General features: G+C 72.1%; 18 protein-coding genes. 13 read left to right on the forward strand and 5 right to left on the reverse strand.

Annotated features, from left to right (window positions below; genetic code table 11):
* Nucleotides 1–1,392, reverse strand: coding sequence for a type VII secretion integral membrane protein EccD (gene eccD, locus ACFWGD_RS11625; protein WP_377778852.1), 1,392 nt, complete (start codon nt 1,390–1,392; stop codon nt 1–3).
* A 169-nt stretch (nt 1,393–1,561) separates the two neighbouring features.
* Between eccD and eccCa the strand changes: the two genes are divergently transcribed.
* The 8 genes from eccCa (at nt 1,562) to ACFWGD_RS11665 (ending at nt 10,518) form a co-directional block, all read left to right on the forward strand.
* Complete coding sequence (gene eccCa / locus ACFWGD_RS11630; RefSeq protein WP_377778853.1) at nt 1,562–5,479, forward strand: type VII secretion protein EccCa; 3,918 nt, start codon at nt 1,562–1,564, stop codon at nt 5,477–5,479.
* Nucleotides 5,466–6,983, forward strand: coding sequence for a type VII secretion-associated protein (locus ACFWGD_RS11635; protein ID WP_377778854.1), 1,518 nt, complete (start codon nt 5,466–5,468; stop codon nt 6,981–6,983). The genes eccCa and ACFWGD_RS11635 overlap by 14 nt, the downstream gene beginning before the upstream one ends.
* A 260-nt stretch (nt 6,984–7,243) precedes the next feature.
* Nucleotides 7,244–7,573 carry a WXG100 family type VII secretion target gene (locus ACFWGD_RS11640; RefSeq protein ID WP_377778855.1) on the forward strand — a complete coding sequence of 110 codons (330 nt, stop codon included), beginning with the start codon at nt 7,244–7,246 and terminating at the stop codon, nt 7,571–7,573.
* Nucleotides 7,574–7,632: 59 nt separating this feature from the next.
* Nucleotides 7,633–7,923, forward strand: a complete 291-nt coding sequence (locus ACFWGD_RS11645; RefSeq protein ID WP_377778856.1) for a WXG100 family type VII secretion target — start codon at nt 7,633–7,635, stop codon at nt 7,921–7,923.
* Between the two features lie 297 nt (nt 7,924–8,220).
* The gene (rplM, locus tag ACFWGD_RS11650; protein ID WP_377778878.1) at nt 8,221–8,664 is read left to right on the forward strand and encodes a 50S ribosomal protein L13; all 444 of its coding nucleotides are present in this window, start codon (nt 8,221–8,223) and stop codon (nt 8,662–8,664) included.
* A complete protein-coding gene (gene rpsI, locus ACFWGD_RS11655) occupies nt 8,661–9,233 on the forward strand; it encodes a 30S ribosomal protein S9 (protein ID WP_377778857.1) in 573 nt (190 codons plus the stop codon). The genes rplM and rpsI overlap by 4 nt, the downstream gene beginning before the upstream one ends.
* Nucleotides 9,234–9,904: 671 nt before the next feature.
* Complete coding sequence (locus ACFWGD_RS11660; RefSeq protein ID WP_377778858.1) at nt 9,905–10,180, forward strand: toxin HicA; 276 nt, start codon at nt 9,905–9,907, stop codon at nt 10,178–10,180.
* Between the two features lie 11 nt (nt 10,181–10,191).
* On the forward strand, nt 10,192–10,518 hold the full coding sequence (locus ACFWGD_RS11665) for a type II toxin-antitoxin system HicB family antitoxin (protein ID WP_377778859.1): 327 nt from the start codon (nt 10,192–10,194) through the stop codon (nt 10,516–10,518).
* A 413-nt stretch (nt 10,519–10,931) separates the two neighbouring features.
* Here the strand turns inward: ACFWGD_RS11665 and ACFWGD_RS11670 are convergent, their stop codons facing one another.
* The gene (locus ACFWGD_RS11670; protein WP_377778860.1) at nt 10,932–13,406 is read right to left on the reverse strand and encodes an excinuclease ABC subunit UvrA; all 2,475 of its coding nucleotides are present in this window, start codon (nt 13,404–13,406) and stop codon (nt 10,932–10,934) included.
* Nucleotides 13,407–13,596: 190 nt separating this feature from the next.
* Between ACFWGD_RS11670 and glmM the strand changes: the two genes are divergently transcribed.
* The 4 genes from glmM to ACFWGD_RS11690 all read left to right on the forward strand — a co-directional run bounded on the left by glmM (nt 13,597) and on the right by ACFWGD_RS11690 (nt 17,154).
* Complete coding sequence (glmM, locus tag ACFWGD_RS11675; RefSeq protein WP_377778861.1) at nt 13,597–14,940, forward strand: phosphoglucosamine mutase; 1,344 nt, start codon at nt 13,597–13,599, stop codon at nt 14,938–14,940.
* A 257-nt stretch (nt 14,941–15,197) separates the two neighbouring features.
* Nucleotides 15,198–15,524, forward strand: coding sequence for a hypothetical protein (locus ACFWGD_RS11680; protein WP_377778862.1), 327 nt, complete (start codon nt 15,198–15,200; stop codon nt 15,522–15,524).
* The gene (locus tag ACFWGD_RS11685; protein ID WP_377778863.1) at nt 15,521–16,840 is read left to right on the forward strand and encodes a hypothetical protein; all 1,320 of its coding nucleotides are present in this window, start codon (nt 15,521–15,523) and stop codon (nt 16,838–16,840) included. Before ACFWGD_RS11680 ends, ACFWGD_RS11685 begins: the two co-directional genes overlap by 4 nt.
* Nucleotides 16,840–17,154 (forward strand): hypothetical protein, encoded by a 315-nt coding sequence (locus ACFWGD_RS11690; RefSeq protein ID WP_377778864.1) that lies wholly within the window; start codon nt 16,840–16,842, stop codon nt 17,152–17,154. Before ACFWGD_RS11685 ends, ACFWGD_RS11690 begins: the two co-directional genes overlap by 1 nt.
* Before the next feature lie 97 nt (nt 17,155–17,251).
* Here ACFWGD_RS11690 and ACFWGD_RS11695 read toward each other — a convergent pair whose 3' ends face one another.
* Nucleotides 17,252–18,109 (reverse strand): alpha/beta hydrolase, encoded by an 858-nt coding sequence (locus tag ACFWGD_RS11695; protein WP_377778865.1) that lies wholly within the window; start codon nt 18,107–18,109, stop codon nt 17,252–17,254.
* 117 nt (nt 18,110–18,226) lie between these two features.
* Here ACFWGD_RS11695 and glmS point away from each other — a divergent pair, with 117 nt between their 5' ends.
* Nucleotides 18,227–20,101 carry a glutamine--fructose-6-phosphate transaminase (isomerizing) gene (glmS, locus tag ACFWGD_RS11700; RefSeq protein ID WP_377778866.1) on the forward strand — a complete coding sequence of 625 codons (1,875 nt, stop codon included), beginning with the start codon at nt 18,227–18,229 and terminating at the stop codon, nt 20,099–20,101.
* Nucleotides 20,102–20,209: 108 nt separating this feature from the next.
* Here glmS and ACFWGD_RS11705 read toward each other — a convergent pair whose 3' ends face one another.
* Both ACFWGD_RS11705 and ACFWGD_RS11710 read right to left on the reverse strand, forming a co-directional pair.
* A complete protein-coding gene (locus ACFWGD_RS11705) occupies nt 20,210–21,097 on the reverse strand; it encodes a DMT family transporter (protein WP_377778867.1) in 888 nt (295 codons plus the stop codon).
* Nucleotides 21,098–21,222: 125 nt separating this feature from the next.
* Nucleotides 21,223–23,070: an acyltransferase family protein gene (locus ACFWGD_RS11710; RefSeq protein ID WP_377778868.1), complete on the reverse strand. Its 1,848-nt coding sequence runs from the start codon at nt 23,068–23,070 to the stop codon at nt 21,223–21,225.
* Nucleotides 23,071–23,209 lie beyond the last annotated feature (139 nt).

The following is a 23,209-nucleotide window of genomic DNA, read 5'->3' on the forward strand; positions in this document are numbered from 1 at the left end:
TCACCGGATCAGCCCCGCGGCGAGGTCCGGGATGCCCGCCACCACCGCGGCCAGGGGCAGGGACACGGCGATGGCGACGGCCTCGACGAGCTCGAGTATGCGGCGCATCGTCGGGGTGATGCGCGTGGCCGGCACCGCCGTGATGGCCGTCGCCGCCAGCAGCGGGGCGAGGATCAGTAGCGCGATCGCCCACCGGCCCGCGTCCCACTGCGACAGGGCCAGGCCGACCAGCAGCAGCGCTCCGGCGCAGGCCAGCGCGGCCGAGGGGATGAGGCGGGCGTGGCTGCGCGACTGGATCAGGCACAGGACCGTCACCGCCGCCAGCAGGCCGATCGCCCAGCCGCCGGGCGAGCCCGCCACGATCGGGGCGGCCGCGGCGACGAGGACCATCGCGGCGCCGGCGACCATGCCGTCGAGCAGGCGGCCGGCGCGCGAGGCGATGACGTCGACGGGATCGTCAGGGTCGGGGTCATCCGGGAACGGCTCGCCGGCCGCCGGGATGCGCGGCACCCGCACGCCCGCCACCGCGACGCCGATGCCGGGTGCGGCGGCCAACCCGATGACCGCGACGGCGATGGCCAGCGCGGCCGCCGGGACCAGCGCATCGAACCAGGCCAGGCCCGCCGCGAACCCCGCCGCGCCGATGGCCGCCGCCGCGCCCGCCGACCCCGCCACCGTCAGCGCCGCGGCGACGTCGCGCCGGGCCGGGCGCAGCACCAGCAACGCCAGCGACGCGACGAGCCCGCCGGGGATCAGCCCGGCCGCAAACCGCCAGTCCGCCCCGGCCCCGCCTGCCGGGATGCCGGTCAGCGCGGCCCCCGCCACGGCGGCCAGGACCAGCACCTGGCAGGCCAGCAGCAACGCGGCCGCCGCGCTCCCGCCCCGGCGCAGGGCGATGCGCAGCCCACCGCCGGCGGCCAACGCCAGCAGCCCGGCCACGCCCGCGGCGAGCACCGCGTCATGCGGCGACATCGCCAGCACCCCGGCCACCGCGACGGCGGTGGCCGCCGCCGCGACGACCAGCCCCACCGCCGCGTCGGCGACGCCCACCCCGGGCGCATCGTCTGCGAGCACGTCGGCGACGTCGACGACCATCGGCGGCGGCGCCGGCCCGGGATCGTCGGCGATGACGATCCGATCGCCGTCGCACACCCCCGCATCGGCCAGGCCGATTTCGGGGTCGGCGACGGTGCCGTCGGGAAGCCTCACCCGCCACGACGCGCCCGGCGCGTCCCCGGCCCCGATGACGTCGATCATCTCCGGCAGCACCGCCGCCACCGGCGCATGCGCCGGCACGAGCAGGTCCGCCCGGCGCGTCCCGGCACCGTCGCCGGCCAGCAGGTCGGCGCGGATCCGCAGCATGTTGGCGCGCGTCGTCGCAGTGTGCGACATGTTTTCTCCCCATCCCCGCGCGGGCCCCGCCCCCGCGTGTCGGTGCGCCCGTTCCCCCGTTGGCCGGGCGCGTCCCATCAGGGTGGCTTATGCTCTGCGTCGCGTCCAGCCGAAGGCGGCTGGGGTCACTCGGGGGAGGGCTTTGACGATGGGGGATGCGCGTTCGCGCTTGACGACGGCCACCGGTGCCGCCACCACGGCCACCGCATCGGGGGCGCCGGGGGCCATTGCGGAACAGCCGGTGCCAGCGTGGGACGGCGGGCGCGGCCCGCGGATCCCCGGCCCGGCGCCGCGGCCGGGGGACATCCGGCCCGACGCGCCGCCGGAGGCGCCGGAGCCGAAGCAGGTGCCGCTGATGCGGGCGCTGCTGCCGGTGGTGATGCTCGTGGCGGTGGTGGGCATGGTCGCGGTGATGGTGGTGTCGGGGTCGGCGCGCAATCCGATCACGTTCATGTTCCCGCTGCTCATGGTGGTCTCCACGTTGGGGATGATGGCCGGCGGCGCGTCCGGGTCGGCCGACGTCGGCCCCGCCCGGCGCGACTACCAGCGGCATCTGGCCAGCGTGCGCCGGGCGGTGGCCGATGCCGTGGGGATGCAGCGGGCCAGCGTCGTCCACGTCCACCCCGATCCGTCGGATGCGTGGACGCTGGCGGGGACGTGGCGGATGTGGGAGAGGTCGCCGGACGACGATGATTTCGGCGCGGTGCGCATCGGCACCGGCCCGCATGGTCCGGCGACGCCGGTGACGCCGCCGGCGGTGGCCGCCCCGGAGAAGCTCGACCCGGTCTCCGCGGTGGCGCTGCGCCACGTGGTGCGGTCGGCGCGGTCGGTGCCGGATCTGCCCGTCGCCGTCGACGTCGGTGCGTTTCCGCTGGTGGCGGTGCGCGGCGAGTGCGGCGACGCGTTGTCGCTGGCCCGCGCCATGATCGCCCAGCTCGCGGTGGCGCACCATCCCGGGGATTTGGCCATCGCGGTGGCCGGGGTCGGTCCGGAGTGGGAGTGGGTGAAGTGGCTGCCGCACAACGCGCACCCGCGTCGGGCGGATGCCTCGGGCCCGGTGCGGTTGCGCGCGTCGTCGGCGCCGGAACTGGCCGGGCTCCTCGACGGCGTCGACGCCCCGCTCACCGTCATCGTCGCCGATGGCCGCGATCTCGACCGGGATCCGGCGCACCTCGACGTGCTGCTCGCCGCCCGCCCGGAGGACGGCGCCACCGTCTCGGTGATCGCGGTGCCCGTCCCCGATGGTGACGGTGCTGGTGCGACGTCCGCGGCAGCTGTGTCGTCCGGGTTGGCGCTCACCGTCGCCGCCGGACGGGTGCTGGCCACCACGGCCGCCGGCGACGAGGACATCGCCGCTGCCGACGGGCTCGGCGCCGGCGCCGCGGAGTCGCTGGCCCGGCGTCTGGCGCGCCACGCCCCGCCGCGCTCGGCGGGGGAGGAGGGCCCTCGCCGCGACCCCGTGCTCGCCGAGCTCGACCTGGCGCCGCCTCCGGAGCAGCTGCGGTTCCGGCAGCGCCTCGGGGCCGAACGGTTGCGCGTGCCCGTCGGCGTCGACGCCGATGGTTCGGTGCTGCACCTGGACCTCAAGGAGTCGGCCGAGGGCGGCGTCGGCCCGCATGGGCTGTGCATCGGCGCGACGGGCTCGGGCAAGTCGGAGTTCCTCAAATCGGCGGTCCTCGCGCTGGCCGCCACGCACGGTCCCGACCAGCTCAACCTGGTCCTCGTGGACTTCAAGGGCGGCGCGACATTCCTGGGCCTGGAGAGCCTGCCGCATGTGTCGGCGGTGATCACCAACCTCGCCGACGAGCTGTTCCTGGTCGACCGCATGCAGGACGCCATCCGCGGCGAGAAGACCCGCCGCCAGGAGCTGCTGCGCGCGGCGGGCAACTTCCCGGGTGTCGCGGAGTACGAGGCCGCCCGCCGCGCCGGGCGCACCGACTTGGCGCCCCTGCCCGCGCTGGTCATCGTCGTCGACGAGTTCTCGGAGCTGCTCGGCCACCGCCCGGAGTTCGCCGAGCTCTTCGTCGCCGTCGGCCGCCTGGGCCGCTCGCTGCACATGCATCTGCTGCTGGCCAGCCAGCGCCTGGAGGAGGGGCGGTTGCGCGGCCTCGACAGCCACCTGTCCTACCGCATCGGCCTGAAGACCTTCTCCGCCGCCGAGTCCCGCAGCGTCCTCGGCGTCCCCGACGCCCACCACCTGCCGGCCACTCCCGGCGCGGGTTTCCTCAAGACCGATTCCGGCGCGCCCGTGCGCTTCCACTCCGCGTACGTCTCCGGGCCGGTGCCCGCCGATGCCGCGCCCGGTGCGCGGGGGCCGGGGGCGGCCCACGGCCTGCGGGTGTCGCGGTTCGCGGCGGCCTGCGGGCCGGGCGGTGCCGACGCCGATTCGCGTGACGACGCCGTGGAGGCGCCGGTGAACCGGGGGCCGTCGCAAAGCATCTTGGAGGCGACCGTCGGCGCGATGGCCGGGCACCCGCATGCCGCGCACCGGGTGTGGCTGCCGCCGCTGCCCGCGCGGACCGCGCTGGCCGATGCGGCCGACTCGTCGCTGCCCGCGCTGACGGCGTCGGTGGGGCTCGTCGACCGGCCGCTGGAGCAGCGGCAGGACCCGTTCGTCGTCGACCTGTCGGGCACCGGCGGGCACGCCGCGATCGTCGGGGCACCGAGGTCGGGCAAGTCGACGGCGGTGCGCACGCTCGTCGCGTCGATGGCGCTGACCACGCCGCCGGAGCAGCTGCACGTCCACGTCATCGACTACGGGGCCGGCGGTCTGGCGGATCTGGCGGGGCTGCCGCAGGTGGCGTCGGTGGCGCATCGGGGGGACGTCGACAAGCTCAACCGGGTGATCTCGGCGGTGTCGGGCGAGGTCGCGGCGCGGGAGGAGCGGCACCGCGCCCGCGGGTGGCACACCATCGCCGAGGCGCGGGCCGGTGGGGAACCGGACGTGCTGCTCGTCGTCGACGGGTGGCCGGCGCTGCGGCAGGAGCACCAGGCGCTGGGCGACCGCGTGCAGGCGATCCTGTCGGACGGGCTGGCCGTCGGCGTGCACGTGGCGCTGACCGCGCACAGGTGGACCGAGCTGCGCCCGGCCGTGCGCGACCTGCTGGGCACGCGCATCGAGCTGCGGCAGGCCGAGGCCATCGACTCCGTCGTCGACCGCAAGGCCGCCAAGCTCGTGCCCGACGCGCCGGGCCGGGGGCTGTCGCCCGACGGGTGCGGCGTGCTCGTCGCCCATGCCGGGCCCGCCGATGTCGCCGAGGTTGCGGCGGCGTGCCGGGCCCGCGGCGATGCGCCCGTGCCGCCGCTGAAGATGCTTCCCGCGCGGGTCGGATGGCCCGAGGTGGAGGCCGCGGTGGCCGCCGGGGCCGTGGCCGTGGGGCTTGACGAGGACGCGCTGGCGCCGGTGCACTTCGACGCCGCCCGCGACCGCCACCTGCTCATCTTCGGCTCGGCCGGGTCGGGGCGGACGACGGCGCTGCGGACGGTGATCACCGGGCTGCTGCGGACCCGGCCGACGCTGAAATTCCTCGTCGTCGACTACCGGCGCGGCCTGCTCGATGCGGTGCCGCCGGAGCGGCTGGCCGGGTACGCGGGCTCGCCGGCGGTGGCCGAGCCGCTGGTCGCCGAACTGGCCGCGGCCCTGCGCGGCCGCCTGCCGGGCCCCGACGTCACCCCGGAGCAGCTGCGCGCGCGGGATTGGTGGACCGGGCCCGACATCGCGGTCGTCGTAGACGATTACGACCTCGTCTCCGGCACGCGCGGGTCGCCGCTGACGCCGTTGGGCGAGTTCATCCCGCACGCCGCCGACATCGGCCTGCACGTGGTGCTGGCCCGGCGCACGGGTGCGGCGACCCGATCGCTGCACGACCCGGTGCTCGGGGCGGCGAAGGACCAGGGCGCGACGGGCCTGGTGCTCGACGGCTCGCGCGACGACGGCCCGCTGCTGGGCGTGGCCCTGCGCCAGCGCCCGCCCGGCCGCGGCACGTGGGTCGCGCACGGCCGGCCGCCGCGGGTGGTGCAGGTGGCGCTGCCGCCGGAACCGGGCCCGGCCAATGCATCGGAGGTGAGCGGCGATGGCGAAGGCTGACGCGCGATCGACGCCGACGGTCCTCCACGCGTGGGGTCCCGCGGCCTGCGCGCCGGAGGGGGATGCGGCGCTCATCGATGGTGCCGGGGCGGCGCCGGACGTCGTCATCACCCCGTCGAATTGGGGTGGCCGGCGTCGCGAGCTGTTCGCGCAGGAGCTGGTGCGCCGGGGTTTCGACCCCCGCATCGGCGACTTGGCCACGGAGCTGATGGGCCTGGAGCGCCCGTCGGTCGCCCACAGCATCCTCGTGGAGGTCGAGGCCGGCCGGATCTGCGTGTCTCGCCTCGTCTTCGATGCCGGGCTCGCCGATTCGCGGTTGTCCTTCCGCGGCGGCGACGCACTGGAGATCATCCGCGAGGTCGCCGCCGAGTTGCTGGCCGGCGCCGACGTCGTCGACGAGGTTCTGGACACCTCCGACGTCGAGTTCATCGTCGCGTCCGGCTCCGATCACCTCGTCGCCGACATGCGCCGCCGCGGCTGGCTCGCCTTCCCGGTCCCGATGGAGCTGGTGGGCACCGCATCGCGTGACGACGCCTCCGCCCACCCCCTTCGCCCCGGAGCCGACCGCGACGTGGTGTCCCGGCAGTCTGCGTCCGGGCGGCCGGTGGCCGGTGGGGCGGGGTCCGAGCGGCCGGGGTCCGGTCGGGCGGTGGCCGACGATGCTCCGCAGGAAGCGGGCGCAGATGGGGGATTGGCCGCCTGGGGCTTGGCCGACGGGGGATTGGATGTGGCCGCATTGCGGCGTCGGGCCCGGGCCAGGGAGAACACTCGTCGCCGCCCGTCCCATCCGGCGCAGGTGATGGCGTCGGTGGCGGGCGCGGTGGTGGCGTGCGTCCTCGCGGTGACGGCGATCGCGCTCATCGTCGATGGACCCGTGGGGACGGCGTGGCGCGACGACGCCGTCCTCGCCGCCGCCGCGGGCGACGGGAGTGGTGGCCCCAATGGCGGCGAGCCGGATCCGGGTGATGCGGCCGGGTCAGGTCCAGGAGACGGTCCCCATGCCGGTACTCACTCTGAGGCTGGCGCAGATCCGGGCGCAGATGCCGATGCCGGAGCGCATGGAGGCCCCGACACCCGGACCGAACCGAAGAGCGCGGAGCTGGCCGGCAAGGGCGTCCGGGTGGAGCTGCCGGATGGTTGGCGCATCGACGATCGCGCCGCCGCCGATGGCTTGGTGCTCGTAGACGGCGGGCCGATGCGCATCCTCGTGTCCGCCGGCGAGGTGGCGTGGGGCATGGACGCCGAGGGCATCGTCGCCGGCCTCACCGCGCATGCGGCGGGCGATCCCACCATGGATCGGGTGCGGCGGGAGACGATCGAGGGGCTCGACGTCGTCGTGCACGAGGAGCGCCCCGACGACGGATCCGTCGTTCTGTGGCAGCACCGCCTCATCGACGGGTGGCAGGTGTCGGTCGGCTGCCAGTTCCGCGGAGCCACGATCCCGCAGGTGAGACCCGTATGCGGCCAGGCGCTGCGCACCGCGGGCGTGGCGGCGCCGCAATGACGGGCACGCCGTGACGGGGGTGCGCATGGGGGTGTGCGAGGGGATGTCCGGAAAAAAGATGGAACCGATCGGGCCCGGGGCGCGTCCATTGATGTGGCGGCCGGGGAAGGGATCCCGGCTTCCGGAACCGGTGCGGGGACCGCCGCACCGGAACCACGGCCGGCGGCTGATGCCGCGGGCCACAACCAGATGCACTCCGAATTGCACATCGAGATGCACATCAAGCTGCACACCGAGAACCACACACGAGGGGGAATCACATGACCGGCGGGATCTTCACCACCGAATCAAGCACGATGACCACGACGGCGGGCGACGTCGACGGGGTCAACCAGGAAGTCTCCGGCGAGCTGGCGCGGCTGCGCGGCGTCGTCGACGGCATGGCCGGGGAGTGGAAGGGCCAGGCCAAGATGGCGTTCGACGACGTCATGCTGCGGTGGGACGAGGCGGCGGCGAAGCTGTCGGGCGCGCTCACCGAGATCGCGGAGAACATCCGCGCCAACGCCGGCAGCTTCGATGCCGGCGAGGAGTCCGGCGCGGCCGACTTCAACCGCGTCGGCGCCGCCGGCGGCGGGCTGCTGAACCTGTAACACCCGGCACGACCCGGCGCCCGATCGGGCTCCGGCCACCAATTCACGAGGGGGACCACATGACCGACACCATCCGCTACCAGTTCGGCTCCATCGCCGCGGGCGCCGCCGACATCCGCACCACCTCCGGGCACATCCAGACGCTGCTCGGCGACCTCAAGGCCCGCATCGCGCCGATGACGTCCACGTGGGAGGGCGATTCCGCCGTCGCCTACGAGGACGCCCAGCGCAAGTGGGACGAGTCCGCCGGCGAGCTCAACCAGATCCTGGAGACCATCGCCCGCACCGTCGAGGAGGGCAACGACCGCATGTCCGACATCAACCGCCGCGCCGCCGCCAGCTGGGGCTGATCGGCGACGCAGCACGACTCCGCTTTACGACGGCCGATGCCACCGTCCCCCACCGGGACCCCGGCATCGGCCGTTCCGCATGCGCCCACGCGTTTTGGTCTCCGGCGCCGCCACCGGTAAAGTGGACCGCCTGTGTGCACCAGACTCCCGCACGCACTACGGCGCATGCGAACAGACAAGCCGTCGTAAAGCGACAAGCGGGAGCGACAACCTCCCCGGGTCTCCACCGGCCGCCGGGGGCAGGGCACGCGGCGCACACCGGCCGGCAGAATCACACGGACCCGTAAAGGAGTCATGTTGTCTACTTTCCACCCCAAGGACGGTGACATCGAGCGCAAGTGGTACGTCATCGACGCCACTGACGTCGTGCTCGGTCGCCTCGCCACCCACGCCGCCGACCTGCTGCGCGGCAAGGGCAAGGCCTACTTCGCCCCCAACGTCGACTGCGGCGACCACGTCATCGTGATCAACGCCGACAAGATCCACATCTCCTCGAACAAGCGGGACCGCGAGATGCGCTACCGCCACTCCGGCTACCCCGGTGGCCTGAAGTCGATGACCCTCGGCCGCTCCCTCGAGCTGCACCCCGAGCGCGTCATCGCCGAGGCCATCGAGGGCATGATGCCGCACAACAAGCTGTCGCGTCAGTCCATCAAGAAGCTTCACGTCTACGCCGGTGCCGAGCACCCGTACGCCGGCCAGAAGCCCGAGAACTACGAGATCAAGGCGGTGGCGCAGTGACCAACCCCCAGGACACCAACGAGGCCCAGGTCGACAACACCGAGGCCACCTACGACGACGTCCAGGCCGCGGCCGAGGCCGCCACCGAGGACTTCACCTCCACCATCGGCGACGCGCTCGTCGATGAGACCGCCGAGGTCGAGGGCGACGAGACCGCCGCCGTCGCCGAGCCCGCCGTCCTGGATCGCCCGATCCAGACCGTCGGCCGCCGCAAGCGCGCCATCGCGCGCGTCAACGTCACCGCCGGCTCCGGCAAGATCACCTGCAACGGCCGCGACATCGAGGATTACTTCCCGAACAAGCTGCACCAGCAGGAGATCAAGGACCCGCTGGTCCTGCTCGAGCGCGAGAACCAGTTCGACATCGCCGCCAACATCCACGGTGGCGGCCCGTCCGGCCAGGCCGGCGCCCTGCGCCTGGCCATCGCCCGCGCCCTCAACGAGTACAACCCGGAGGAGCGCGGCCAGCTGAAGAAGGCCGGCTTCCTCACCCGCGACGCCCGCGCCGTCGAGCGCAAGAAGGCCGGTCTGCACAAGGCCCGCCGCGCGCCGCAGTACTCGAAGCGCTAAACCGAAGCTCCGGAGCCGCGCTCCAGCTTCCGTCGCCGCCGCCGGTTCGCTCACGCGGGCCGGTGGTGCGCAACGAGGCGAGTCGCCCCGGTGCCGTACGGTGCCGGTGGTCGGCTCGAACGCTTCACCGCAACGCCCCATCCCGGGATTTCCCGGGGTGGGGCGTTGTGGCGTTCGGGGCGGGGTCCGTCAGAGGTGAGGTGGGCAGGGGCGTTTCATGTGGACGGTGCTGCGCCGGATGGGCGGGATGGGGCCTTCGATTGCCGCGATCTCTCCCACTCCGCAGAGATACCTACGTATCGGCCAGATACTCACGTTTGAACATGAGTATCTGGCCGAAACGTAGGTGTCTGTGGCTGAAACGTAGGTTTTTGGCCGGACGAGCGGCGCCCGCGGCTCCGTGGGGCCCGGCCTCGGTGAAGAAAGACGCCGGCTGGACAGAAAGACGTGGTTGACCAACTCTTTCTGTCCAGCCGGCGTCTATCTGTGCGGCGGGGAGTCCCGGACTCAGGCGCTCGGGTCGGTCGGGACGGTCGGGTAGATCGGGACGGTAGGGGCGCTCGGTCGGTCGGGTCGGTCGAGTCGGTCGGGGCGCTCGTTCGGTCAAGGCGGTCGGGGTGGCCGGTCTCTGCACCCTTCTGCACTAGTGGCATTACTGGTATTATTGAGGCATGGCGGAAGTGCCGGTCAACGTCGACAAGCGATTGAAGCGCATCAAAAGGAAACCCGGATCCGTCTCGTTCGAGGACCTGCGGACGGTGTGCGACCACTTTTTCGAGCGGCGACCGGGAAAAGGCTCCCACCTGGCCGTCTATAAGATGCCCTGGCGCGGAGATCCGCGGATCAACATCCAACGGGGCCGCGGCGGCGAAGCCAAGCCGTATCAGGTCCGGCAAGCGCTGAAGGCCATCGATCGGCTCATCGACGAGACGGAAACAAGCAACTGAGGAGGAGCACCATGCACAGCCAGCGATACACCTACCAAGTCGCGTGGTCCGAAGAGGACCAGGAGTTCGTCGGCACCGTGCTCGAGTTCCGGTCGCTGTCGTGGCTCGATGCCGACCGGGATGCCGCACTCGCCGGAATCACCTCTCTGGTGGAAGAGGTCATCGCGGACATGTTGGAGACCGGGGAGGAGATCCCGGCCCCGTACGGGGAGCGGGCGTTCTCCGGCAAGCTCCAGGTGCGGATGCCGTCGGAAGTCCATCGGCGGCTGGCCATGGAGGCGGCCCGTGAGGGGATCTCGTTGAATCGGTTGATCAACAGCCGTTTGACGTCCGCGTAGTGCGGAGGTGATGCGGTCGGCGTAGGGCGGAGGTGGTGTGATCGGCGTCGGGTTCGTAGACACCTACGTTTCGGCCAGATACTCACGTTTGAACATGAGTATCTGGCCGAAACGTAGGTGTCTGGGGCTGAAACGTAGGTATCCGGTCGGACGATCGGTGCCCGCGGCTCCGTGGGGCCCGGCCCCGGTGAAGAAAGACGCCGGCTGGACAGAAAGACGTGGTTGACCAACTCTTTCTGTTCAGCCGGCGTCTATCTGTGCGGAGGAGCGGTCCTCGGGGACTGAGCCCCGGGGTTTTGGGGCGAGAGAAGAGCTACCGGGGCGTTCGTTTCGGGAGCTGCGGGCGAGAGTGCTCTGCCCCGACGTACCCCGCGAGGCGCTGGCCGGGGAGTTCGGGGCCGTTGCCCGCCCACCTACGCCCCGACGTACTCCGCGAGGTGACGGCCGGTGATGGTGCCGTCGCTGCTTCCGCTGCCGCTCGAGACGGCGACGAGGTCGGACGGAGTGCCCTCGAAGACGACGCGCCCACCCTCGACGCCGGCGCCCGGGCCGAGGTCGATGATCCAGTCGGCGTGGGCCATCACGGCCTGGTGATGCTCGATGACCACCACCGACGACCCGCCATCGACGAGGCGGTCGAGGAGCGCGAGCAGGTTGTCGACGTCGGCGAGATGCAGGCCGGTCGTCGGCTCGTCGAGGACGAAAACCTCGCCGGAGGTCTTCGCCGCCTTCCCCGTCTTGCGCCCCTTCAGGTGCGTGGCCAGCTTGAGGCGCTGGCGTTCGCCGCCGGACAGCGTCGGCAGGGTGCGCGAGAGGGTGAGGTAGCCGAGGCCGACGTCGTCGAGGGTGGCCAGGATCTTCACGGCGGCGGGCAGCCGCGCGTCGCCGTCGCCGAAGAACTCGAGGGCGTCGGCGACGGTCATGTCCATGACCTGCGCGATGTCGCGGCCGCCGAGCTTGTGCTCGAGCACGGCGTCCTGGAATCCGCGGCCTTCGCAGTCTTCGCAGGGGGTGGCGGCGCCGCCGCGGAAGGACACCTCCGGGTAGATCATGCCGGCGCCCTTGCAGGTGGGGCAGGCGCCGTCGGAGTTGGCGCTGAATAGGCCGGGCTTGACACCGTTGGCCTTGGCGAATGCCTTGCGCACGGGGTCGGCGAGCCCGGTGTAGGTGGCCACGTTGGAGCGCCGCGAGCCCTTGATCGGCGCTTGGTCGACGAAGATGACGTCGAGGTCGCCGGCGCTTCCCGCTTGCTTTGTGACGCCTCCCTCCCCGAGTGCGCCGTGGATCAGGGAAGACTTGCCGGATCCGGCGACGCCGGTGACGACGGTGAGCACGCCGAGGGGGACGTCGACGTCGACGTCGCGGAGGTTGTGGTCGGCGGCGCCGCGGATCTCCAGCGCCCCGGTGGCGGGGCGGACGTCGGCGGCGGTCTTGAGTTCGGCGCGGTGGTCGAAGTGGCGGCCGGTGAGGGTGCCGGAGGCGCGCAGCCCGTCGACGTCGCCCTGGAACTGGATTTCGCCGCCGGCGGAACCGGCGCCCGGGCCGACGTCGACGATGTGGTCGGCGATGGCGATGGTCTCCGGCTTGTGCTCGACGACGAGGACGGTGTTGCCCTTGTCCCGCAGTTGCTGCAGCAGTTCGTTCATGCGGGCGATGTCGTGGGGGTGCAGGCCGACGGTCGGTTCGTCGAAGACGTAGGTGACGTCGGTGAGCGCCGAGCCGAGGTGGCGGATCATCTTCACGCGCTGGGCTTCGCCGCCGGACAAGGTGCCCGACGCACGGTCGAGCGACAGGTAGCCGAGGCCAATGGAGGCGAAGGAGTCGAGGGTCTCCTGCAGCGTCTTCAGCAGCGGCGCCATCGTCGCGGACTGCTTGGTCGCCGAGAAGTCGCGCACCCACTCGGCCAGGTCGGTGATCTGCATGGCGGCCAGCTCCGCGATGTTCTTGCCGTGGACGGTCACCGACCGCGCGGAATCGTTGAGTCGGGTGCCTCCGCAGTCGGGGCAGGGGCGGAAGACGATGGCGCGTTCGACGAATGCCCGGACGTGCGACTGCATCGACTCGACGTCCTTGGACAGCATGGACTTGCGGATCTTCGTGATCACGCCCTCGTAGGTGACGTTGATGCCGTCGACCTTGACCTTCGTGGCCTCCCGGTACAGCAGGTCATCGAGCTCGGCGTCGGTGAACTCGCCGAGCGGCTTGTCCATGTCGAAGTACCCGGACCCGGCGAAAATGCGGCCGTACCAGCCGTCCATCGAATAACCGGGCACGGTGAGGGCGCCTTCGGACAGCGATTTGGAGTTGTCGAAAAGCGCGGTGAGGTCGAAGTCTGAGACCGTGCCGCGGCCCTCGCAGCCGGGGCATTGGCCGCCGAGGATGGAGAACTCGCGGCGCTCCTTCGTGCCGTCCGCCTTGGTCAGCGCGCCGGCGCCCGACGCCGAGGCGACGTTGAAGGAAAAGGCGTTGGGCGGGCCGATCTGCGGGTCGCCCAGGCGGGAGAAGAGGATGCGCAGCAGCGCGCCGACGTCGGTGGCGGTGCCCACCGTCGAGCGGGCGTTGGAGCCCATGGGCTCCTGGTCGACGACGATGGCCGTCGTCAAGCCGGACAGGACGTCGACGTCCGGGCGCGCCGGCGTCGGCATGAAGCCCTGCACGAACGACGGGTACGTCTCGTTGATCAGGCGCTGCGACTCCGCGGCGATGGTGTCGAAGACCAGCGACGACTTGCCCGAACCGGACACGCCCGTGAACACGGTCAGGCGGCGCTTGGCCAGGTCGAGGTCGACGCCGCGCAAGTTGTTCGCGCGGGCGCCGCGGACGGAGATGACGTCGTGGGAGTCGGCGGGATGAGCGGCGGGATGGGCGGCGGGGGTCGCGTCGGTCATGGCGCCCTTTCGTCAGGCTGGAGGGGGAAGAACCGGGAACGCCCCATTGTCCACCGGTTGGGGGTGGGGCGGCAACGAACGCCGCGGGTCGCTGGTGTGGGGGCGCGCGGAGGGTGGCACAATGTCGGGATACGGAAATCGGCCCCGCGACCCGGAGGCCGTCACCCGACGATCAGGAGTTGCATCTGACATGGCCCGTCTCTTCGGCACCGACGGTGTCCGCGGACTCGCGAACAAGACCCTCACCGCGCCTTTGGCGATGAAGCTGGGGGCCGCGGCCGCCACCGTCCTGACCCGGGGCGCGAACCCGGTCAAGCGCCGCCCGACGGCGATCATCGGCCGCGACCCGCGCGTGTCGGGCGAGATGCTCGCCGCGGCGATGGCGGCGGGCATGGCCTCCAAGGGCGTCGACGTGCTGCGCGTGGGCGTGCTGCCGACGCCGGCGGTGGCGTACCTGACGGACGATTACGGCGCCGACATGGGCGTGATGATCTCCGCGTCGCACAACCCGATGCCGGACAACGGCATCAAGTTCTTCGCCGCCGGCGGCTCGAAGCTCGACGACACGGTGGAGAAGGAGATTGAGCAGGCCCTGCTGCAGCTGGAGGAGGGCGGCCCGACGGGCACCGGCATCGGCCGCGTCATCGAGGAGGCCACCGACGGCCTGGACCGCTATCTGTTCCACCTAGCCAAGGCCGTGCCGGCGAAGATCGACGGCATCCGCGTGGTCGTCGACTGCGCCAACGGCGCCGCGTCGGAGGCCGCGCCGCTGGCGTACGCCGCGGCGGGCGCGGACGTGGTGGCCATCCACAATTCGCCCAATTCGTACAACATCAACGACGGCTGCGGTTCGACGCACATCGACGTGCTGCAGAAGGCGGTCCTGGAGCACGGCGCGGATCTGGGCCTGGCCCACGACGGCGACGCCGATCGCTGCCTGGCGGTCGACTCCGAGGGCAACATCATCGACGGCGACCAGATCATGGCCGTGCTGGCGGTGGCCATGAAGGAGCAGGGCCTGCTGCACCACAACACATTGGTGGCCACGGTGATGTCGAACCTGGGCCTGAAGCTGGCCATGCAGGACAACGGCATCGATCTGCGCACGACGAAGGTCGGCGACCGCTACGTCCTGGCGGACCTCAACGCGGGCGGCTACTCGCTGGGCGGCGAGCAGTCGGGCCACCTGGTCATCCCGGATTTCGCCACGACGGGCGATGGCACGCTGACGGGCCTGTACCTGATGGCGCGGATGGCGCAGACGGGCAAGTCGCTGTCGGAGCTGGCGTCGGTGATGAAGGTGCTGCCGCAGACCCTGATCAACGTCCCGGTCGCCGACAAGTCGCGCATCGGCGATGCCCCGGCGGTGAAGGAGGCCATCGCGAAGGCGGAGCAGACCCTCGGCGACACGGGCCGCGTCCTGCTGCGCGCGTCGGGCACGGAGGAGCTTTTCCGCGTCATGGTCGAGGCCCCCGACGCCGAGACCGCGCGCCGCATCGCCGGCGAGCTCGCCGCGGTGGTCGCCTCGGTGTAGGTTGCCCGTTCCGGTCCCGCTCGGCGGGGTTCCGGCTGCTTTTTTGCTTGACGACGTCCCATGTCCGCGTGGGACGTCGTCAAGCTTTTTCATGCCCTTTGTGCAGCGGCGGCGGGGGCGGCCACCCCCGGACCGGGGCGGCGGGGAAATCGGATGGAACCGACGGCGGCCGGGGCGCGTCTAAAGGGGATGTCAGGGCGGGCCGCGGAGGACGCGGCGCGCGGGAAATCCGAAGAGGGGGAAGTCACGTGGGAGAAATGGGAGCCGGGGACGGCATGCGGATGTCGGGGGACCGGGTGGCGCGGGTCGCCGCCGAGGTGTCCGGGCGGGCCGGCGACGGCGATGGGCGGTGGGCCGGGGTGCCCGGATTCTCGCCGGTCGCGGCGGGGGCGGCGTTCGCCGACCGGGGCGCGCGGCTGGAGGCGGCCGTCGAGGCGATGCGCGGGCGCGGGCGGCGGGCGCACGGTGAGCTGGCGCAGTACGCGCCGGGGGTCGCGGCGCAGTTCGGTGCGCTCGGCGACGCCGACGCGGTGTCGCGCGAGGCCGTGCGGCGGATGGGCGTCGGGGGAGGGGAGACGGCGTGAACGGGGGATTCATCAGCACGGGGGCGTCGGGGCTCGGGGCGGTGCTCGGGGCGGCGGATGCGGTGGCGGTGCCGTTCGGTGCGCCGGCGTCGGCGCCGGTGGCCGTTCCGGAGGTGACGGCGGCCGCGGCGGCCGTCGACGGATTCGACCCGGCGGCGTTCGGGGCGGTGGCCGATGGCGTGAACCTGGGGTGCGCCGAGGCTGCGGGCAACGGCGCCGTGGATTTCGCGGGGCTCGGTGGTGCGGCGGCCGAGGCGATGGCCGGTGCGGTCGGCGGCGCGGATGCCGCCTGCCTGGGCCAGTGGGCGTCGGCGGCGGGTGCCGGGCTGGGCATGCGGTGCGCCGGTGACGCGGCGGCGACGGTGGCGGCTGCGGCGGATGCGTCGATGGCCGGTGCGATCGGCGCCGCCGGCGGGGTCATCGGCGGGTGCGAATCGGCGGCGGCGCTGCCGGGCGCGGGGCCTGCGGCGGCACAGGTCGCCGCGCAGGTGTCGGGGTCGCTGGTGGCCTGCGTCAATGGGATCATCACCGCCCGCGATGCGTGCGTCGGCGAGATGCTCGATTGCGCCATCGCCGACGTGGAGGCGTGCGTCGCCGAGTCCGACGCCGCGCCCGTGCCCGAGTGCCCCGAGGTCGTGGCGGAGTGCGAACCGGCCGGTGCCGTGGCGCCGAAGCCGGTTGCACCAGAGCCGGTTGCGCCAAAGCCGGTTACGACAGAGCCGGTTGGGCCTCCCGCGTCGACGGTGCCGGCGGCGGTCGCGCCGGAGCCTGCCGCACCTGCCGGGTCGGCTGCTCCCGCTGGACCCGCCGCACCGGCCATGACGGGAGCCGCCGCGGGTCAGGCGGCCGGCAGCGTGGTCGGCGGCATCGTCGGCAACATCGCCGCCCAGGTCACCGGTGCCGTCGTCGGTGGGGTGTCGGCGGCGGTCAACGCGGGAGGCATGCTCGATCTGTGCATGCCGCCGGCCGCGGCCGAGTGCACCCCGGTGCCCGCCGCATGCCCGGAGCCCGCTCCGGCGCCGGTGGACTGCCCCGAACCTGAACCGGCGCCCGAGCCGGAACCGGCACCGGAACCGGCGCCTGAGCCGGAACCCGAGCCTGAGCCCGAACCTCAGACGGAACCCGAGCCAATTCCCGAACCTGTGCCGGAGCCGCCGCCGCCCGCGGGCAAGCTCGAGCACATGAACGCCGCCGGCGCCGCGCCCGCTCCGGAACCGCCGCCGAAGCCGATCCCGGAGGCTGCTCCGGCGCCTGCTCCGGCCGCTGAACCTGCGCCTGCCGCAGTGCACGCGCCGTCCGCGGGCGGGTGGTCCTGATGAACAACTTCGTCGACGCGGACCGGCTGGCGGGGATGGATCCGCTGCAGCGGGCCCGTTACGACGCCGCCGTCCAGCGCTACCACGACACCGTCGCCGCACACCGGGCGACGTTCGACGCACAGCTGCGGGCGGCGAAGAACGCGGTCGACGAACTCCACCGTCGCCACGACCCGAAACGGGCGGCGGGGGAGGACACCGCCACCGGCGATGCCCCGAATGCCCGCGGCGAACGTGGGCGATCCCTCTCGACCGACGCCCGCGCGGTGGCGGCGCCCGGGCCGGTTCGGTCGATCCTCAACAAGGGAGGCTGAAGGGGCGGGAGGTGGGCGTCGCAAAGCAAGAACCCGGAAAACGACGAACGCCGCCCGGACAACCGGGCGGCGAGCGAAAGGAAAGCGACGAGGGGAACTACGCGCGGGGCTGGCCCGGCAGCGGCAGGTACTCGGTCTCGGGCAGCTGATCGCGCAACCACTCGAGGCTGCGGTTGGTGATGCCCTTCATCTTGGTGTCGAGCTCGGCGAAGGCGGAGTACTTCTTCTCGTCGCCGACCGTCGCCAAAATGTAGCCCGTCAGCGCGGCGCGGGTGATCTCCTGCTGCTTCACGCTCGACTTGGAAAAGCCCATCAGGCGGTTGATCAGCGGGGTCTCGGAGAAATCGGCCTGCTCGGCGTCGTCGACCTCGCGGAAAATGACGTCGCCGGCCCAATTGACCGCCAGGCGCTTCGGGTTGCCGCGATCGAGCCACTGGTTCTCACCGGGGCCGAGCACCAGGCCCGGGCAATGGACGTTCGTCGCCGCGGCCTCCGCCGACGGGGACGTGTCCGCCGGGAAGATGCAGGACACCGACTTGATGCTGTTGCGGCCCGCCGCAGCGAGCACCGCCGCACCCGCGCCCATGCCATGACCGGCCAGACCCAGCTTCGCCGGGGACACCGTCACCTCGCCCTCGCCCAGGCGCACGCCCGCGAGGACCTGCAGCGCGGACTCCAGATCATTGGCCAGCCCGCGATGATCCGCCACCAGCCCCGTCTCCGTGTTCGGCGCCGCCACCGCGATGCCCCACGACGCCAAATGACGCAGCGTCGCGTGATAATCCTCGACCGGCGCACGCCAGTCATGGCCGAACGCCACGCCCGGCACGCCCTTACCCTTCGCCGGCGCGTACACCACGCCGGGCAACCCGACGTAGGAGAGATCGCCGACGAGGACGCGGTGCGGGCCGCGCTTCGACAGGTTGGAGACGAGGGTCTTCAGATTCTCAGCCACGGGAGCCAGCATATCGGCAATGCGTAAACCGATGTGGCCAGCATGGGGAAACACGTGGCGGATTCGCCGGAAAATCCGATGCCAACAAAGAGGCGCGATCCGCTTATGCTGTCAGGCATGTGTGGAATCGTTGGATACGTGGGACGGCAGCCGGCGCTCGACATCGCGGTCGAGGCCCTGCGGCGGATGGAGTACCGGGGCTACGACTCGGCGGGTGTCGCGGTCCTCGACGGCGACGGCGGGGTCAACGTCGAGAAGAAGGCCGGCAAGCTGGCCAACCTGGAAAACCAGCTCGACGCCGACGGCCGCGACCGGTTCGTCGGCTCCACCGGCATCGGCCACACCCGCTGGGCCACGCACGGCCGCCCGACCGACGCGAACGCGCACCCGCACGTCTCCTACGACGGCAAGGTCGCCATCGTCCACAACGGCATCATCGAGAACTTCGCCCCGCTGCGCGCGGAGCTGGAGGACGCCGGCGTCGAGCTGAAGTCCGACACCGACTCCGAGGTGGCCTGCCACCTGCTGGCCCGCGCCTACAACGGCGAGGACGCCTCCGGCACCGCCGGCGACTTCGAGGCCTCCGCCCTGGCGGTGCTCAACCGCCTCGAGGGCGCGTTCACCCTGCTGTTCACCCACGCCGACCACGCCGACCGCATCATCGCGGCGCGCCGCTCCACCCCGCTGATCGTGGGCGTCGGCGGCGACGGCATGTACCTCGGCTCCGACGTGGCGGCGTTCATCGCCCACACGAAGGAGGCCGTCGAGCTGGGCCAGGACAACGTCGTGGTCATCACGGCCGACGATTACAAGATCATGGGCTTCGACGGCGCGGAGCAGGAGGGCCGCCCGTTCACCATCGACTGGGATCTCGCCGCCGCGGAGAAGGGCGGCTACGACTCGTTCATGATCAAGGAGATCCACGAGCAGCCCGGTGCCGTCCGCGACACCCTGGCCGGCCACCTGGTCGATGGCCGCATCGTCCTCGACGAGCAGCGGCTGACGGACCAGGATCTGCGGGACATCGAGAAGGTCTTCGTCATCGCCTGCGGCACCGCGTACCACTCGGGCCTGCTGGCCAAGTACGCCATCGAGCATTGGGTGCGCATTCCGGTGGAGATCGAGGTGGCCTCGGAGTTCCGCTACCGCGACCCGGTGCTGGACCGCCAGACGCTGGTCGTGGCCATTTCGCAGTCGGGCGAGACCGCGGACACGCTGGAGGCGGTGCGCCACGCGAAGTCGCAGGGCGCTCGCGTGCTGGCGGTGTGCAACACCAACGGCGCGCAGATCCCGCGCGAGTCGGATGCGGTGCTCTACACCCACGCGGGCCCGGAGATCGGCGTCGCGGCGACGAAGTCGTTCCTGGCGCAGGTCGCGGCGAATTACATCGTCGGCCTGGCGCTGGCGCAGGCCCGGGGCACGAAGTACCCCGACGAGGTCACCCGCGAGTACCGCGAGCTGGAGGCGATCCCGGACAAGATCGCGACGGTCGTGGCCATGCAGGAGGAGATCTACGACATCGCCCGCGAGCTCGGCGCGATCCCGACGATGCTGTTCCTGGGCCGCCACGTCGGTTTCCCGGTGGCGCTGGAGGGTGCGCTGAAGCTCAAGGAGCTGGCGTACATCCACGCGGAGGGTTTCCCGGCCGGCGAGCTCAAGCATGGGCCGATCGCGCTGATCGAGGATGATCTCCCGGTCGTCGTGGTGGTGCCGTCGCCGAAGGGCCGTGCGGTGCTGCACTCGAAGATCGTGTCCAACATCCAGGAGATCCGGGCCCGCGGTGCGAAGACCATCGTCATCGCGGAGGAGGGCGACGAGAAGGTCCGCCCGTTCGCCAATTACCTCATCGAGATCCCGGAGTCGTCGACGCTGCTGCAGCCGCTGCTGTCGACGATCCCGCTGCAGTTCCTGGCGGCGGAGATCGCGCGCCAGTGCGGCAACGAGGACATCGACAAGCCGCGCAACCTGGCCAAGTCGGTGACGGTGGAGTAGGTCTCCGCCGCTTTCCGGTCGCGTTTCGCATGCACGGGGGCCGGGTCACGGATCGCTTTACGACGGTCCGCGTCCCGGCCCTCCGCCGTTTCCGCGGGGTCCGGCGGGTCAGTCCAGTTTGCGGGGCACGGCGGCCGGACGTGGCCGGCGCGTGGCCAGGGCGACGCCGATGGCGACGGGCACGCACATGGCCAGCGCCAACGGGGAGGCGTCCTCGCCGAGGATCAGCGCACCGAGGACGATGCTGATCAGCGGCGGCAGGAAGTGCGCCACGGCCGCGCGGTCGGGCCCGGCCTGGCGGATGAGCGTCAGCCACATGGTCATCGCCAGCACGGAGGCGCCGACGATGAGGTACGCCTCGGCGACGAGGAAGGGCACGGTGAGGTCGGGGGCGTCCTCGAAGAGCAGGGCGATGGCGACGCTGGGGATGCCGGCGGCGAGGCTCTGCACGCCGGTGGAAAACCACGGGCTGCCCGGAGGGACGAGCTTCGGGGTCAGCACCGTGCCCGCCACCAGGCACGACACCGCGCCGAGGCTGAATCCCACCCCGGTCCACGACGTCTCGCCGGAATCCAGCCGCGTCCACGCCGAACCGACCACTCCGAGAAAGCCCAGAACGCAGCCGATCCACTGGGTGACCAGCAGCGCCCGCCCGCGCAGCGAGGAAATCACCAGCACCGCCAACGGGGTCAGCGCGGTGACGATCGCGCCCATGCCCGCCGACAGATTCGGCATCGCCGTGGCCATGAGGCCCAGGTAGCCGGCGTTGTTGAGCAGGCCGACGACGGCGGTGCCCGCCAACCCGCGGCGGGTCATGGCGCGGCGGGCGCCCCAGGCGGCGGCGATCATGACCAGGCCCGCGATGGTGCAGCGGATGCCGACGATGGTGTACGCGCCGGCGTGATCGCTGGCGACCTTCATGGCGACGAACGCGCCCGACCACAGCGTCGCCCACGTGAGCGTCAGCGTGGCCAGGCGCACGGGCGAAATCTGCACTGGGAGGGACCTTTCGGGGAGCGTGGAGAACCCCCGGAACATTAGCCGATCGGCCCCATCGGCGGAACGACTTCTGCCCGGCGGAGAGGCGGCGCCGCCGGGAGAAGCGGGAGTGCCGTGCGGCGTCAGCAGGAGGCGGGCACGCCGTCCTCCCGGTCGACCCACTGCTGCAGCGCATCGCGCACCGCGTCGGCGTAGGCGGTGGCGCCGGTGAGGGTCGGGTGGATGAGGTCGTCGCGAAGCAATGTCGTGTCCTCGGTGGCCGCCCGGCACCACTCGGCGGCGAAGACGTTGTCGTACTCCTCGGCGAACCCGACGACCTGCTCCTTGGCCTCCGGCATGTACCAGCGGTCGCCGTAGGGCATGACCAGGATGATCACGCGGTCATCGCCGAGCAGCTCGACGATCTGCTCGAACTCGCCCTCGCGCGCCGCGCCGTTGGTGCCGAAGCCCAGGACCACGAACTGGTCGAGGGTGCCGGCGGCCTCCATGTTCGCGATCATCGTCGGCAGGGCCTCGTAATGGCGCGACACCGCGCCGTCGACGTAGATGCCCGGGAACTCCTCGTCGAGGGCGGCCGCACTGGCCAGCAGCACCGAATCGCCCAGCGCCGTGATGCGGTCGCCGGTGGGCATCTCGCGGTCGGGCAGCGTCGGCGCCGCGGCCTGGGCTGACTGCGCTGACTCCTGGCGCTGGGCCAGGGCCTCGAGGTCGGCCTCCAGACTCTCGCCCGGGCGCGCCCCGCCCATGACCGCGGCGGGCAGTCCCATCAGCGCCACCGCCACGAGCACCACCGTCGCGCCGGCGAAGATCGTGCGGGGAGTGCCCGGCCCCGCCACCAGATCGCGGCGCGCACGGCGCCGCGCGGCCCGCCACCTGCGGAAGGGCTCGACGACGCCGTTGCGGCGGATCGGATCCTCCACCAGCGCCCACGACATCGCCGCCAGCAGGAACGACAGCGCGATGACCGCCGCGCCCCGCAGCACCGGCCGATCATCGAGCTCCGCCGGCAGGTACACCGTCACCGGCAGGTGCCACAGGTAAATGCCGTACGAGCGCTCGCCGATCCACCGCATCGGCGCGATGGCCAGAATGCGCGCCACGATGGTGCGCTGGTGGAGGATGGAGTGGATGGCGGCCATCGTCGCAAAGCTCAGGACCGCCAACCCGCCACCGAACAGGAACGGCGAATCGTCGGGCATGACCACGATGAGCGCGACGATCGCCGCGATGCCCACCAGCCCGGTGACCTCCGCGGGCAGTCGCCGGATCGGGGCCGTGCCCGTCGCGCGCACCAGCACGATCGCCAGCAGCGCGCCGAGGAGGAGGCCGCCGGCGCGGGTGTCGGTGCCCTCGTAAATGCGGGTGGCGTCGGCGCCGGCAGCGGACAGGTGGGCCATCCAGCCGAAGCTCGCCGCCGCCAGCGCCAGCGTCGCCCCGCCGATGGCCCACCTCGCGCGCCTGCGCCGCCCGAACAGCGCGAACAGCAGCGCCAGCACCAGCGGCCACACCAGGTAAAACTGCTCCTCGATCGACAGCGACCACATGTGATCCAGCGGCCCCGTCGACTCGAACTGGTCGAAATACGACTGCCCCTGCGCGATGACCCACCAGTTGTTCACGTACAGCAGCGAACTGATCGCCTCGCCCGTGCGCGCGCCGAGCTCGCCCGGCGTCGACAGGGCCGTGACCAGGAACACCGCGGCGATGGTCACCACCACCGCCGGTACGAGCCGCCGGAACCGCCGCAGCCAGAACGTGCTCAGCCGGAACGAATCGTGCCGGTACTTCGCGCGCAGCAGGTTGGTGCTGATCAGGTACCCCGACAGCGTGAAGAACACCGCCACCCCCAGCAGCCCGCCCGGCGCCCACGGCGCACCGAGGTGGTAGAACAGCACCGCCATCACGGCGATGGTCCTCAGCCCGTCGAGTGCCGGAACGTACGTGGTGCGGGAGTCAACGGGCTTGGGCATGGGTGGCGCGGGGCTTTCCGGGAGAACGCGGGGTGGGGGTGAGGTGGGGTCGGGCGGAGTCGGGCGGCGCGGCGGCGCGCGGCACACGAAAGGCCCATTGTCGTCGCGGTGGGCTCGGCGGTGGTAGCCACCATTTCTG

It is taken from the genome of Corynebacterium sp. NPDC060344 (genome assembly GCF_042725215.1).
Lineage (GTDB): Bacteria > Actinomycetota > Actinomycetes > Mycobacteriales > Mycobacteriaceae > Corynebacterium.

Coding starts and splice junctions, on each gene's coding strand:
- ACFWGD_RS11670 (WP_377778860.1), bottom strand. CDS start 13,406: ATGACCGACGCGACCCCCGCCGCCCATCCCGCCGCTCATCCCGCCGAC.
- glmS (WP_377778866.1), top strand. CDS start 18,227: ATGTGTGGAATCGTTGGATACGTGGGACGGCAGCCGGCGCTCGACATC.
- ACFWGD_RS11710 (WP_377778868.1), bottom strand. CDS start 23,070: ATGCCCAAGCCCGTTGACTCCCGCACCACGTACGTTCCGGCACTCGAC.
- ACFWGD_RS11660 (WP_377778858.1), top strand. CDS start 9,905: ATGGCGGAAGTGCCGGTCAACGTCGACAAGCGATTGAAGCGCATCAAA.
- ACFWGD_RS11665 (WP_377778859.1), top strand. CDS start 10,192: ATGCACAGCCAGCGATACACCTACCAAGTCGCGTGGTCCGAAGAGGAC.
- ACFWGD_RS11635 (WP_377778854.1), top strand. CDS start 5,466: ATGGCGAAGGCTGACGCGCGATCGACGCCGACGGTCCTCCACGCGTGG.
- ACFWGD_RS11645 (WP_377778856.1), top strand. CDS start 7,633: ATGACCGACACCATCCGCTACCAGTTCGGCTCCATCGCCGCGGGCGCC.
- glmM (WP_377778861.1), top strand. CDS start 13,597: ATGGCCCGTCTCTTCGGCACCGACGGTGTCCGCGGACTCGCGAACAAG.
- ACFWGD_RS11680 (WP_377778862.1), top strand. CDS start 15,198: ATGGGAGCCGGGGACGGCATGCGGATGTCGGGGGACCGGGTGGCGCGG.
- ACFWGD_RS11690 (WP_377778864.1), top strand. CDS start 16,840: ATGAACAACTTCGTCGACGCGGACCGGCTGGCGGGGATGGATCCGCTG.
- ACFWGD_RS11640 (WP_377778855.1), top strand. CDS start 7,244: ATGACCGGCGGGATCTTCACCACCGAATCAAGCACGATGACCACGACG.
- eccD (WP_377778852.1), bottom strand. CDS start 1,392: ATGTCGCACACTGCGACGACGCGCGCCAACATGCTGCGGATCCGCGCC.